The 12,530-nt window shown below is 41.7% G+C and carries 13 protein-coding genes; 5 read left to right on the top strand and 8 right to left on the bottom strand.

Features of this window, described 5'->3' with window-relative positions; all coding sequences use genetic code 11:
• The first annotated feature begins 1 nt into the window (after position 1).
• The 3 genes from LEP1GSC192_RS11440 (at position 2) to LEP1GSC192_RS11430 (ending at position 2,680) form a co-directional block, all read left to right on the top strand.
• Entirely contained in the window at positions 2 to 1,531 is a 1,530-nt protein-coding gene (locus LEP1GSC192_RS11440; protein WP_020770056.1) for a S1C family serine protease, read from the top strand.
• Positions 1,532 to 1,825: 294 nt separating this feature from the next.
• The gene (locus LEP1GSC192_RS11435; RefSeq protein WP_036089886.1) at positions 1,826 to 2,179 is read left to right on the top strand and encodes a hypothetical protein; all 354 of its coding nucleotides are present in this window, start codon (positions 1,826 to 1,828) and stop codon (positions 2,177 to 2,179) included.
• An 18-nt stretch (positions 2,180 to 2,197) separates the two neighbouring features.
• A complete protein-coding gene (locus LEP1GSC192_RS11430) occupies positions 2,198 to 2,680 on the top strand; it encodes a DUF4269 domain-containing protein (protein ID WP_020770131.1) in 483 nt (160 codons plus the stop codon).
• A gap of 46 nt (positions 2,681 to 2,726) precedes the next feature.
• Here the strand turns inward: LEP1GSC192_RS11430 and LEP1GSC192_RS11425 are convergent, their stop codons facing one another.
• The 4 genes from LEP1GSC192_RS11425 to LEP1GSC192_RS11410 form a co-directional block, all read right to left on the bottom strand.
• Positions 2,727 to 2,984, bottom strand: a complete 258-nt coding sequence (locus LEP1GSC192_RS11425) for a hypothetical protein (protein ID WP_008589002.1) — start codon at positions 2,982 to 2,984, stop codon at positions 2,727 to 2,729.
• Between the two features lie 309 nt (positions 2,985 to 3,293).
• A complete protein-coding gene (locus LEP1GSC192_RS11420; protein ID WP_020770096.1) occupies positions 3,294 to 4,532 on the bottom strand; it encodes an AZOBR_p60025 family cell surface glycopolymer formation protein in 1,239 nt (412 codons plus the stop codon).
• 1 nt (position 4,533) lies between these two features.
• Positions 4,534 to 6,120 carry a hypothetical protein gene (locus tag LEP1GSC192_RS11415; RefSeq protein WP_020770066.1) on the bottom strand — a complete coding sequence of 529 codons (1,587 nt, stop codon included), beginning with the start codon at positions 6,118 to 6,120 and terminating at the stop codon, positions 4,534 to 4,536.
• Positions 6,117 to 6,515: a Fur family transcriptional regulator gene (locus LEP1GSC192_RS11410; protein WP_020770070.1), complete on the bottom strand. Its 399-nt coding sequence runs from the start codon at positions 6,513 to 6,515 to the stop codon at positions 6,117 to 6,119. Before LEP1GSC192_RS11410 ends, LEP1GSC192_RS11415 begins: the two co-directional genes overlap by 4 nt.
• Positions 6,516 to 6,723: 208 nt before the next feature.
• Between LEP1GSC192_RS11410 and LEP1GSC192_RS11405 the strand changes: the two genes are divergently transcribed.
• Positions 6,724 to 7,428: a leucine-rich repeat domain-containing protein gene (locus LEP1GSC192_RS11405; protein ID WP_020770073.1), complete on the top strand. Its 705-nt coding sequence runs from the start codon at positions 6,724 to 6,726 to the stop codon at positions 7,426 to 7,428.
• A 37-nt stretch (positions 7,429 to 7,465) separates the two neighbouring features.
• On the opposite strand, the gene LEP1GSC192_RS11400 is transcribed toward LEP1GSC192_RS11405, so the two are convergent.
• A complete protein-coding gene (locus tag LEP1GSC192_RS11400; RefSeq protein WP_020769966.1) occupies positions 7,466 to 8,251 on the bottom strand; it encodes a hypothetical protein in 786 nt (261 codons plus the stop codon).
• A 92-nt stretch (positions 8,252 to 8,343) separates the two neighbouring features.
• On the opposite strand from LEP1GSC192_RS11400, the gene LEP1GSC192_RS11395 reads away from it, so the two are divergent.
• The gene (locus tag LEP1GSC192_RS11395; RefSeq protein WP_020770127.1) at positions 8,344 to 9,963 is read left to right on the top strand and encodes a peptidase M30; all 1,620 of its coding nucleotides are present in this window, start codon (positions 8,344 to 8,346) and stop codon (positions 9,961 to 9,963) included.
• Between the two features lie 4 nt (positions 9,964 to 9,967).
• Here LEP1GSC192_RS11395 and LEP1GSC192_RS11390 read toward each other — a convergent pair whose 3' ends face one another.
• From LEP1GSC192_RS11390 to LEP1GSC192_RS11380, 3 genes are all read right to left on the bottom strand, one after another.
• Positions 9,968 to 10,276: a YbaB/EbfC family nucleoid-associated protein gene (locus LEP1GSC192_RS11390; protein ID WP_020770064.1), complete on the bottom strand. Its 309-nt coding sequence runs from the start codon at positions 10,274 to 10,276 to the stop codon at positions 9,968 to 9,970.
• Positions 10,277 to 10,332: 56 nt separating this feature from the next.
• On the bottom strand, positions 10,333 to 10,563 hold the full coding sequence (locus tag LEP1GSC192_RS11385; protein ID WP_020769999.1) for a hypothetical protein: 231 nt from the start codon (positions 10,561 to 10,563) through the stop codon (positions 10,333 to 10,335).
• 315 nt (positions 10,564 to 10,878) lie between these two features.
• The gene (locus LEP1GSC192_RS11380; protein ID WP_020769927.1) at positions 10,879 to 12,498 is read right to left on the bottom strand and encodes an AAA family ATPase; all 1,620 of its coding nucleotides are present in this window, start codon (positions 12,496 to 12,498) and stop codon (positions 10,879 to 10,881) included.
• Positions 12,499 to 12,530: the final 32 nt, after the last annotated feature.

Raw genomic sequence — 12,530 nt, 5'->3', positions numbered from 1 at the left:
CGTGAGATCCAAGATCCTTCTCCTCATTATCGGCATTTTTGTTTTTAGTTCCGGACTTGCCGCGAAAAAGCCGAAAGTTTCTCCGAAGGCCGCCGCTCCAAACGGGATTGCCTCTCAGGCAAAAGCGGAAGAAGAATACAAAAAAAGTATCGTCCAGGTAAAGATCTCCTACCAAGAACCTGATTATTTTAACCCGTGGAAAAAGAAAAATCCAAAGGTAAGAAGAGGTGTAGGGATCGTCGTTCCCGGAGAAAAGATCTTATTGCCTGCACATCTACTCACCCATTCCACATTGATAGAGGTGAAAAAACATTCTTCTTATGCGGAGACAAAGGCGATTATTGCAAGACAAGACTCCGAATCCGATCTGGCATTATTAAAAATAGAAGAAGAGAATTTTTTCAAAGATCTGATCCCGTTCGAATTCCACAAAGAGATTGATTATCCTAGACAGGTTTCCATCTACCAATTGGATAATTCAGGTTCCATTCAATCCGCTTCCGGCGCGTTGATTAGTATGGATCTGGACCAATATCCGCAAGGAATGGTGGAACTGCCTGTTTTGGACGTGAACTCCACCGAAACATTGAACGGAAACGGAGAAGTTCTATTAGAAAAAGGGAAAGTAAGCGGGATACTTTTCGATTTTTCGGGGGATAAGAACTCAGGCCGAGCGATCCCTTCTTTTTTGATCAGCAAATTTTTGGGAGAATTCGGTAAGACCGAGATCCCTTTTAAAGGTTTTCGTTATAGGCCGATTATGGATAAGGCCACCAAAGATTATTATTCCCTTAAAACAAAAGACCAGGGGATTTTGGTAGCGGAGATACTGCCTGATAGTTCCGCAGATGGAATATTAAAGATCGGTGATGTGATCCTGGAATTCGGCGGCAAAAAGATAGATTCCAAAGGATATTTTCAACATCCGAAATACGGCAAACAAGTCCTCTCTTATATCGCCCATTTAGGAGACGAGTTCGGCTACCAAATCGGGAAAAAAGTCCCTGTTAAAATTATTCGATCCGGCAAAGAAGAAGAAGTCCAACTCACTTTAAAAGTATTCCCCTATTCCTCGATCCGTATCCCTCATAGAAATTTAGGGTCCAAGTCGGAATACTATTTCGATGGCGGCTTCTTGTTTGTGGAACTTTCGGAAGGATATCTTCTAGAATGGGGAAAAGATTGGAGATCGAAGGTAGATCGTAAACTTCTATACATATTCGATTATCATAAGTTTTCTACGGGGGACAAAAAAGAGGGTAAATTTGTATTACTTTCCCAGGTGATCCCGGACGAATCCAACCAAGGTTATCACGAAGTTTCAGGAAGACTAGTGGATCAAGTGAATGGCAAAGCTGTTCAATCGATTGAAGACATTTCCAACGAAGTAAAGTCCTCGAAGTCAAGGTACGTTACGATTCGATTGGATGATGGAACAGACATTGTTTTGGATAAGGAAAGTATAGCCTCTGCGAACCAAAGGATCCAAAAAGAATATAGGATCCCCAAATCCTCCATGGGTCCTCGTTAGTCGGTTAGAGCATCCTACTTTTTCAAAAACGGTTGTACGAAAAAGGCCGAAAACATCCGTTCTTTGGAAAGAATTTTCCTTTTATGCCGGTCTAATTTTATAGGAATGAAAGTTTGGACTGATTCTACGGAATTTTCCTCCCTTTAAAAGGGAACTTTTGCAAATCAAATCCAATCTTCCGCCAGATCGGCAGCTTACATGGGTTTTTCTAATCAGTTTTCAAAGGGTTTTTTCTTTGCCCCTGAGCTGAATTCGAAATTATGGCAGGTAGAGCCGATAAGAGAGGGTTCTTTTATGAAACGAACCGAATTGGAGAGACGAGAAAGAGATCTCCGCAAAGCACAAAAAAAACAAGAGGCCCTAGATAAACGCGGAGGCGGAAACGGAGTCGGCGATTTTATCGATCAACTTTCCGGATTATTCCGTTACGACGCTACAGAGATCTTTAATACAAAGGACGATATCAATATTCTGGAAGTTTTGGAAGAGATGCAAGTGATCCTTCCCCAGAAGAAATGGGACGATGTCCTCAAAAAAGCGATTAAGAAAACAGGCGTTGTAGAAAAAGAAAGAGCCTATAAAGAGCTCGTGGAACTTCTAAACGTAGAAGAAGAAAACGAGGACGCAGAGGAAGAAGTAGGCGTTTAATCGCCTACTTTTGTCCGGATGACAAACCGATTTTCGGATTGTGCTTCACTTCTAAAAGACCATCACATTCTGCAAACCCTTTCCGAATTCTCTCCAGAATTCGTAGGTTCCATTCCGATCGGAGTGGATCTTCCTGATTCCGATATAGATATTATTTGCGAGTTAAAACCTTCTCTGCTGAAAGTTTTAGAGTCTTTTTCTTCTTATCCGAATTTTCAACTTTCGGAAAGGGTTCTGGGTAATGTCCCCTCTCTCATTTGTAGATTCCGATTGGGATCAGAAAAAGTGGAAATTGTGGCGCAACGCTTTCCTCCCAAAAAACAGATCGCGTATCTGCATATGATTATTGAAGAGAAGATCCTGAAAGAAAAGGGAGAGACTTTTAGATTGTCCGTTATGGAAAAAAAGAAAGCCGGAAAAAGTACCGAAGCGGCATTTGCGGAACTTTTGGGCCTGGAAGGAGATCCATACACTTCCCTTTTGGGATATGAGAAAAAGTAAAATGGATAGGAAAACTCGGGGAAGTCACCCTCCCCGAGAATAGATCTTAATGTCTTCTTGGTTTGTTGAAAGTCTGTGGTTTTGCGATATCGATATTCAAAGTTCTACCTTTGAACTCGGTTCCGTTTAGACTGTTCTTCGCGTTTTCGGCTTGCTCCTCGCTAGCCATTTCCACGAATCCGAATCCTTTACCTTCAATTACTTTCGCATAAGCTACTTCTCCGTAGTTGGAGAACAGGTCACTGATTTCCTGCTGGCGAACTGAGTAATTAAGATTTCCTACAAAAAGTTTGCGATTCTGCATGCTTTCCTCGAACAAAAAATTTAGGCAGCTTCCGACTCGCAAACGGGAGACCAATTCGCCAACAATAAAGACATAACACTCTTTAAGAACAGCGGGATTGATTTGAACGACGGCAAAATCGCGGATAGCAGGGTTTCTAAGAGAAGCAAAGCTCGGATTTCACCGATCTGATTACAATGACACGTGCGGATTTCTGAACAGCGGACCTACAATAAGACCATTCTAATTCTTTTATAAGAAGAATCAAGTCTAAGAAAATTTTTGTAGAGACTCACCGCAAAAAAAACAATCGCAGGGATAGGAGCCTAATTACCAGACCAAGTGACGTAGGGGTTTGGAAACGAATGCCAATTTTATTAAAAACGAAACTAGAATAATGCCGGTTAGAGCCCAATAGATTCCGCTCGGAAGGTTATCATCTTCTTTTTCCCAAAAAATTAATAACGGAAGGCTGAATGTAAACATTCTGGAAACGTTTTCGTAAGTGGCCCAGTAAAGAATATAACCTCCGGCATACGCGGTTAATAAAAGAATTCCAAAACCTAACCTAAATTCCAGTCCTTTCTTCCAATCGCCTCTGAATAACAGGTAGGTCCCGGATACGAGCAGAAGTACCAATGGAATTCTGGAGAATTTTTTAATCAGTAGGATAAAATTCCTATCTTCTGAAAGGAGAGCCTGTCGGAGTTCCCCAAAATATCCTATAAGCCCGCCGAACGGATCAAAGAAATGGCTTAAACTTCCCGGGGTCCATTCCGGGAATTGGGTCCTAAGATAGAGACTCCAGGCCCCAGGTAAAATCAAAGAGGAAGCCACCCAGATACTTTTTTTGAATTCCTTTTGGAATAATGTGGCAAGTCCCAATGGGAAAAACAAAAAGACAGCCTGTTCTTTCGTAAGAATGGCAAGACCGGCGAGTAAAGAGAAGGTTATAAATCTTTTTTTGATAAAAGACCAATACGCTAGAACGCTTAGTCCCATCATTACCGTGTCTGATACGAGCAAAATATAACTTCCTAAGGCGAACGGCGAGAGTAGATAGAATGCGCTTACATATTTTTTGGAGTCCGGCAGTAAGTCTCGGATCGCAAGATAAGAAAGATAGAAAATCCCCAGATTCAGTATATACATCCCTAAGATGGTCCCATACATTCCGAACCAGCCGAATGGAGAGACTAATAGCGGATAACCTATTCTAGGAGCCCTAAAACTGGTCTCAAAACCTTTAGGCCAATCCAGGCTAAAGCCGGATAACATTCTAGAATAATAATAAAAGATCTGTCCGTCGTAGCCTGCACCTAAGTTCCCCTCCTCACCTAAGAATACGATCGCGCCCGGAGGAGTTTGCTCTTTATTTTGATCCGCAAATTCTTTCCCAAAATTTATCTGAGAACTCGGACTCCAAGAATATTTTTTCCACACACAAATCGAGGAGAAGGAATACAAAACGAGAAAAACGACGGTAATTAGTTTAGGATTTTGTAAAACCGCAGTGTATTCCGCTTTTAGTTTTTCATTCGGCAAAAATTTAGATAAGAATTCGGACATTCTACTTTTCCGTTAATGTTTCCAAGATCCAATCAGCATACAAATCTGAGGATTTTTCGGAAGCTTGGTAGGTCAAATGGTGAGGATCTAGAAAGGATCTTTTGTCCGTAAAATCGGATACCGCATTTTTGAATTTATACTTATCTGTTCCTAAATTTTCCAAATAAGAAATATATCCTTTGTACCAAGGGCTGGATTCATATACTTCTCTTTCAAAAGGATTTTCCGGAGAATTTACGAGAATCACACGGATACCTTGTGTCTCCAGATATACGATCGCCTTTTTTAAATACTCCAATTCGGACCAAGTAAAAAATTTCGGAGAGGATGCCAATTTGATCTTCGCCATTCTAAGGGTGACTAACCTGGACATTTTGGAACTTTCTCCCTTATAGCCGTAGATCCTTTCGGTATAATCCTTGGAATAAGTTTGATCATCCATTTTAGAGATCCTAGTATCGTCTATACCGGGAATTCGAATATAAGAGATATGTTTTCGGATCTTATTTCTGCAGAAGTTCTGAGAAAGTCGGATCCCGTAAATTTCTTCGGTTCCGAAAATCCTGGAGTCGACTTGTAAAGAGGAGATTTTTTTATCGGAAGCAATTCTTAATTTGATCTTATCCGACATTTCCGGAACATCAAACCTAATCGTATGCCAACCGGACTTCGGAAAAGTTTTATCGAATAATATCGGTTTACTTTCCCCCCAAATCCTAAGAGTGGTTCCTTTCTCTTGGAAGAATACACTCTCTTCAAAGACTCCGTTTTTTATTTCGCAATCGATCGAAAATTCCGGTTTGGCCCATCCTCTTAGATATATCCCTTCTTCCGGAATGATCCCAGTATAATAATGATAGGATCTCCCACTTCTAAGGTGGTTTTCGATCCATGCGTCCATAGGATCGTATAAGAAACTTCTATACCGGACCACTAAAAACAGGGATCTAGAAAGAAGAGATAAAAAGGCGGATTTGCCGATATTCAGGATATTCTGATACTTCTCCCTTAAATATTGAGCAGGATAGATCATCCTGTTCTGATGTCTTGTTTTTGCGGAAACATCGTTTAAGGTATTTTCGGAATATTCCAAATTTTGAAAGTCGATGATGGACTTTTCCTGATAAATCAGATTTTGTTTGTATTGAGCAAGTCTAGCTTCGCTTTCTTTTTCCGATATTAGAAAATCCAATTGTAGATCGGCAGGATTTAAAACGAAAAACACAAGTTTGGGTTTTTTGGAGACTATATCTTCCTTATAAAAATAGAGATCGGAAGGTGTTAAAGCGGGGTGGGAATAGAACTCCGTGCGGATGGATGAACTTTTAAGTTTTTCATTCATTCTTTCCGGAAGTGAAGAATAAAGAGCCACACTGCTCCCTACGATCAGGGCTCCTTTTTCATTTTCGGAGAATTGGATCCTTCTTCTTTTTTCTAAGAAATTGAACCAAGGAGAGGTATCCCACTCCAACTCATTCGGAAATCCGAAAAGTAGATTATCCAATACGATCCGATCGATTAAGGAAAATAAGGCGATAAATAGAATGCTTAAATAGAATATTTTAAATTTTAGTTTTTTTGGATTCATTTTGTCGAGTTATTACATTCGGAACAAACGCCGTATAAGATAATTTCATGAGAATCTAATGAAAATCCCTTGGGTAGATTTTCCATAGGGAAAGGACAGATCTCCACATCAAAGACGCGGTCACAGATCTTACAATGAAAATGATGATGATGATCCAGATGGCTGATCTCGAAACGGGAAGATTCGCCGGGTAATTGGATCTCATGGATCAAACCGGATTCTAAAAGATGGTTCACCGACCGATACACGGTGGCAATCCCTATATTCTGTATGGATTTTTTGGAGATATCATGGATTTCCTTTACGGAAAGAGGGCCTTTTGCATCACGGATGACTCTCAGGATCTCGCCCTTTTGTTTAGTGTTTCGAGAGGCGGATTTTCTATCTTCTTCCATTCAGACCGGCTTCGAATCTTATCTTGCTCCAAAAAGGAGACAGATGTCAACTCGATTCCCGTTGGAATTCCAACCTGCAAATGAAGGGAAAATAATCGGTTTCTAAATTGATTGTAAGAACTCCTACATGACAACCGAGTGAAGTCGATGTAAAAAATCCGATTTTAAACTGCTTGTAGGAACTCCTGACCGAAATAGATTCGATCTTATGAGGAAAACCTTTCTGATCCTCTATTTTTTATTCGCCTGTTCCCAGTCGAATCATCTTATCCCAGTACGAAATTCCGAAGGTGAGGTCTTAGGTAAATATCCTAAAGAAATTAGATGGTTGGGATTTGAAAACAATCCGAGTTGGAGCGACCTTTCCGCATTCTCCGAATTGGAAGTCCTAGAGCTAAATTCTAAAGAAATAAAATCATTGGAAGGTTTATCGGACCTTCCTAAATTAAGATCCATTCACCTTTCAGGATCTTCCGTAAAAGATCTTTCTCCATTAAATCGTTTTGCAAAATTGGATAGTCTGATCCTAAACCAAACGGAACTAACCGACCAAGATCTGAATAAATATCTGTATTGGAATCGGTTGACTAGAATAGAATTGACCGATTCCAAAATTTCCAATCTCGGTTTTTTAGGATCCGGATGTAGTGTGAGACATTTGCAGCTAAAACACACTCAGATCAAGGATCTAAGACCTTTGGAACATTGTACGAACCTAATCGAACTTTATTTGGGCGGGACCCAAGTAAAAGATTTAAGTCCATTATACGGTCTTACGAACCTGGTCCATTTACAACTGGACGGTTCGGATGTTTCTGCCAAAGAAATTTCAGACTTTAGAAAAATACAACCCTATGTAAAGATCATGCCGGGTTTACGTAAGATCTTTAGTTCCGAAACGGGATTGGATTGATCTATAGTCGCTTCGCTCCTGAAGCCCACATGGCGGGCTATAAAGCGAGAGGCCTTGCTTCGCCGGGATTCGTGTATAAGATCATATCCCCAGGCTCTGCATGAATTGATTTTTCAGTCCTGATCTCTCCGGTAGTCTCTACCGTTTTCAGAGAATTCAATTCGGTTTTCTTTCCATCTCTTTTTTCTAATATAGCCTTGGCACCTTTTCTCACTCTGGAAAGGCGTATCCCCCAAATACTTGTGATAGCCGGATCCGTCTTCAAAATGATCGCTGAGATCTGAGAAATATTGGATGATCTTGATTTTTTCAGAAGAATTCCCTCTTCTTCTCCTTCCGGACCCGGAGTTAAACGAATATCCTCCGGACCTGATTTCCGTATTAGAAATTCGAAATGATCGCATTCGTAAGCCCGAGTTAAGGTCCAACGATCTCCCGGATTTTTACTTGTGAACATCCGACAAAGCCTGGGACGAAATCTGAAATATTTTCCAGACTCGTCTAGATTTAGTTGTCCCTCAAACCTTGTCTCTTCCCAATTTTTGGATCCGCTCACCGTTAGTTGACTGATCAACATTTCTTTTTTGTTGGAGTGATTTAGATACACCTGCCTGATATAAAATCCGGTTGGGATTTTTTTGATCTCGGAAAAATATTCTCCACTTCCCGGGACAGAATCGAATGCGGGAATTTGTGGACCCGGGATCGGATCTTTGTGTAAGGGAGAAGGACGAAATCCGCAATTATATCCTAACGAAAAAATTACGATATATTGAAATTTTTTGGAAAAAAATTTCCAAATCTTCGGAACCTTTTTAGCCAATGATCCTTGCTCCCATTCGACCCTGAATAATTATTGACCTTAACAAAAAGGATCAAGGCGTAAAGCTAGTTTCTTTTTTGATAGGAAAGATCATGAAGGTTTTGACCGGAGACGGTTATTGGAAGTCCCTTTGTATGCCATTAGGCAGATCTTTCCATACGTTCGTACTTTCGGTTTGTTTGATATTCATACTTTCCGACTGCGTGGTTAGCAAAGACGCACTCGGAACAAACGACAAATCGGAACCTAGTATAGACGATCTACTTTCTTTAGCCCAAGTATCTAGTTCTTGCGGCGGCAATAATACATTCTGGATCCGTAATCTTGTAAAGAACAGTTCTAGCTGTGTGCAGACCAAGAAAGTAGCTTCAGGTGCTCACGTAAATATTTACACAACTAACGGTTTAGAATCCGCTTTAGATTACCAATATATCGCCCAAGAATTCGATTCTAAAATTTATCCAAGACTCGGCGAGGCTTTCGGTTTTTCAGACGATCTAGATGGAGATGGAAAAGTCGCAGTTATAGTATCCGACATCCATGACGGGAGCCAGACCGGTTCTTCTTTTGTGGCAGGGTTTTTCGATCCGGTGGATTATTTTCCGGATAATTCCAATTATGCGGTCCGTTCTAATTATTCGAATATTGTGTATATGGACGGTGTGGAACTGGTCGCTGTACGGAACTCCGACCTTGCCTTAGGAAAACCGGATACATTCCTCGCCACCCTCGCCCACGAATACCAACATTTGATCCGATTCCAATACGAGGCAAGGATCATGAGCCAAGGAGGAGGAAGGGACGAGGCTTGGATCAACGAAGGAACCAGCGAAGTAGCCGCAGATATCGCGGGTTATTCTCCCCAGATCAATCGGATCAATTGTTATAGAGGTCGGAATTCCAATGCATGCTCCAGAGGAGTGAACGGAAATAGTATATTCGGAAGTTCTAAATTTAACTCTCTGGTAGATTACGCATTCGCATACTCCTTCATGAAATACTTATATATGATCTCCGGGAACGATACTGATTCTAGAAATACGTTTTTTAGGACCGGGGTCCAGGGTCCTAAAGGGTATAGAGCCTCGGACGCATACGGATTATTCCATTTATTCAAAACGAGTGCGGACAATTACCTGAATTCTTCCCAGGAAATAAAAAACGCGGTCGGGACAGACAGTTCAGAGATCTTTAAGAAAATTTATCCCGCATTCTTATGGCAATCTTTAGGGGATATTTCTCCCGAGTTTGCACAATCCGGAACGGATACAAGTGGCGCTTCCGATTTTTTACAGGATATAACTGATACGATCCAGTATTTCCCTTTCCCTGCTGCGGGAACGGACGGGGATGTTCTCAGAAAATTATACGATCCTCTAAGAATACCGGAAATCACTCCGTTAGGGGAATTGAATCCGGGACAGATCCAATTCGTAAAAGCGGACCGTTCCAATTCCAGTTCGATCGGACGATTAGTATTATTAAAAAAGAATATAGACGGAAACCTGTATTCTCTACAGATCAATACCGAAATGAAAAGGTCCGGAAATGTTTCGGTCTCATTAGGAATTACCGAGGATGACAACGAAGGGGAAGAAGCGATCGTTCTTCCTGAGTCTTCTGACACTCGTCCGATCTGCCCTCACGAGTTCTTTAAACTCTCTCGGAATCGGACGAAACAGAAAATTTTTAGCGAATATAAAATTCCTTAGAATATTAAGGCATTCCGGAAAGAAGAGATTTGAATTCTCCCATTCTTTCTTCCGCAACTTTTTGGGCCGCTTCCATAGATTGGTTTACAGCCTGTTTGATACTTTTTTGAAGTAGTTTTTTATCGTTTTTAGCCAGCAAAGAATCTTCGATACGGATTTCTTGAACGGTTTGTTTTCCGTCGGTAATGCAGACCACCAATTCGTTTTTGGATTTTCCTTCGAAGGACAGTGCCTCCAGTTCTTTCTCCAATTTTTTCATACGAACCCGCATCTGGTTCATTTGTTTTAGATTATCTAAACTTTTGCCGAACATCGAACACTCCCGGTCTTTCTTGATAGGATTTTCAGACCGGGAAGCGGAGCAAGAAATTAAACCAGGCTAGGTCCGGTTTCTCCCATTCTCTCCGGCAGATCTCGGATCTGTTCCGAACTTGGTTCCCAAGTAAATTGGTCGGGGATGAGTTCTCGTAAGACCGGTTCCTCGGTTAAAAAACCTCCGGTCCTGACAGGGGCAATTCCCAAACTCACTAAGAATCCCAAACTTGCAACCAAGGTTACCAGAAGAGAGGACTCAATATTGATATTTGCCCGACGTTTCATGACTGTATCTAAAGTATCGGTCGTTTCGGGGCAGACTGATTAGAGGATTTCTGAGAAAAAATAAAGCTCGGAAGGGTTTTTGGGCCGCGCCACTCGCTTCGCTCGGGCCGGGCTCTCGCCTCCGGTCAAAAAATCGCCTTCACGATTTTTGTGACCCCGGCTCCATCCCTCGCGGGTTTTATACTCACGCAAAGGTGAGAAGAACTCCAAAATTTTCAGAATCGAGTCTAAACTCCGTGTGCTCCGTGAACTCTGTGCGAAACACCCTATTGCATCCGGTTTTCGCACGGAGACCACAAAGTTCACAGAGACGGCTTAATGTTCTTCTCCATCTCTTTTGCGATCGATTCTTTCTTCTATAATGCTAAAAAGAGAGCCGTTCGGATATTTACCTGATTTAGAGATCCTACCTGCGGGGACACCGAAAATATCCGGGATTAAATCCTCCACATGAGAACAGGAGAAGATCTGGAAATTCCCTTTTTTCATACTTTCCCTGATCTCTCTCGGAAGATTCAGATCCCTCATATTGTCTTTCGGGATATAAATTTTGTACTTCTCTCGAGGAGAGCCGGTCAGTCGGATCACGTCAAACCAGGCCTGGATTTTCGTGTTTACGGAACCGACGGGAAGGATATCCCCATATTGAGAAAGAGCCCCGGTTACCGCAATATTACAAGGTATCTCTAGTCCGGAAAGTGCCGAAAGAAGCGCTAGAAGTTCCGCACAACTTGCAGAATCCCCATCGATCGGAGAACTATTCTGCTCGAATAAAATGGAAGCGTCCAAACCGAACGACTGGGTATGAGAAAACATTCCTTTGATATAGGACTGTAAGATGAACACTCCCTTATCGTGAAGGCTTCCCGAAAGGTTCACTTCCCTTTCTATGTTGATCAGATTTCCGGAACCCAAGGAAACCCTGGCTGATACCTGGTTCACCTGTCCGAAATCGAGCAAAGAAGATTGCAACAAAATCACAGAAAGTCCGTTGATCCGCCCTGTCTTCTTTCCTTTCAGAGGAACACCGATAAGGCCTTCTTTTATATTCTCTATATATTTTCTTTTATGAATAGCGGTTCTTTTTTGGATCAGCGCAGGACCTGCTTCTATCTCTGCCCTACCCACTACCTTCTTCCCTTTATTATTAAATGCTAATACTTCTCTCACAAAAGAGCGAAGTTCCGAAAGATGAAGGGAAAGTTTAGTTTGGCTATCATTCCATCTGAGCGCAAGTTCCAATAGGGAATCCAAGGCAGCCTGATCCAAAGGAGGATAACCCGGCTTCTCCCAAGACTTGACTAGTCCTGAAAAAATAGGAAGCCAGGATTTTTCCAAACTGATCTCGTACGGCATATGGATCTTAAAATCAAAACTTCCGTAAAAGTCAGCGTCTATCTGAGAGATCGAATCCACTTCAGTCTCTTCCCCCACTAAAATAAGCCTAAACCTGGAATCAATACTTGGATGAAATCGATTGATATGGATAGAATCGGATCCTTCCGGTAGAGATAAAAAATCTATCTTACCTGTAAGAAGTACTCCCTTTAGAAAATAATAAAGATCCGGATCTTCTACAAAGGGTTTGATGGGAAGAAGTAAAAGTCCGCCGTTTGCTTCCGAAATTTTTCCCGGTCTGTATTTGTTTTCAAAAGGAAATCCTGCCAAGGACAATAAGGTCGGATTCGGTTCCGCAACTACCGGTTGGCCTTTTACGAGTTCTTCCAGATATTGTCCGAATTGTAAAAGGTTTGCTTCTATTTCCGGACCGGTAATCAAAATATGTCGGAAGAGTCCCGGGTTTTCCAGGGCTTGGCGGAAGGTTCTCACCTCTTCCTTATGAAATACTAAAAAGTCTGGCAGTCCGTTCAGTTTGGCCGGCTTTGCCGCTTTAAATCGAATTTCAGTTTGGGAAGGAAGAACCTTGCGTAACACCTTTCCCAGTTTCCGGTTTGGCGTCGAATTCC

The sequence above is a fragment of the Leptospira sp. B5-022 genome (genome assembly GCF_000347035.1).
Lineage (GTDB): Bacteria > Spirochaetota > Leptospiria > Leptospirales > Leptospiraceae > Leptospira_B > Leptospira_B cinconiae.
This window is presented reverse-complemented; position numbering and strand designations above follow the sequence as displayed.

Coding starts and splice junctions, on each gene's coding strand:
- LEP1GSC192_RS11425 (WP_008589002.1), bottom strand. CDS start 2,984: ATGCAGAATCGCAAACTTTTTGTAGGAAATCTTAATTACTCAGTTCGC.
- LEP1GSC192_RS11390 (WP_020770064.1), bottom strand. CDS start 10,276: ATGTTCGGCAAAAGTTTAGATAATCTAAAACAAATGAACCAGATGCGG.
- LEP1GSC192_RS11385 (WP_020769999.1), bottom strand. CDS start 10,563: ATGAAACGTCGGGCAAATATCAATATTGAGTCCTCTCTTCTGGTAACC.
- LEP1GSC192_RS11405 (WP_020770073.1), top strand. CDS start 6,724: ATGAGGAAAACCTTTCTGATCCTCTATTTTTTATTCGCCTGTTCCCAG.
- LEP1GSC192_RS11410 (WP_020770070.1), bottom strand. CDS start 6,515: ATGGAAGAAGATAGAAAATCCGCCTCTCGAAACACTAAACAAAAGGGC.
- LEP1GSC192_RS11430 (WP_020770131.1), top strand. CDS start 2,198: ATGACAAACCGATTTTCGGATTGTGCTTCACTTCTAAAAGACCATCAC.
- LEP1GSC192_RS11435 (WP_036089886.1), top strand. CDS start 1,826: ATGAAACGAACCGAATTGGAGAGACGAGAAAGAGATCTCCGCAAAGCA.
- LEP1GSC192_RS11395 (WP_020770127.1), top strand. CDS start 8,344: ATGAAGGTTTTGACCGGAGACGGTTATTGGAAGTCCCTTTGTATGCCA.
- LEP1GSC192_RS11420 (WP_020770096.1), bottom strand. CDS start 4,532: ATGTCCGAATTCTTATCTAAATTTTTGCCGAATGAAAAACTAAAAGCG.
- LEP1GSC192_RS11415 (WP_020770066.1), bottom strand. CDS start 6,120: ATGAATCCAAAAAAACTAAAATTTAAAATATTCTATTTAAGCATTCTA.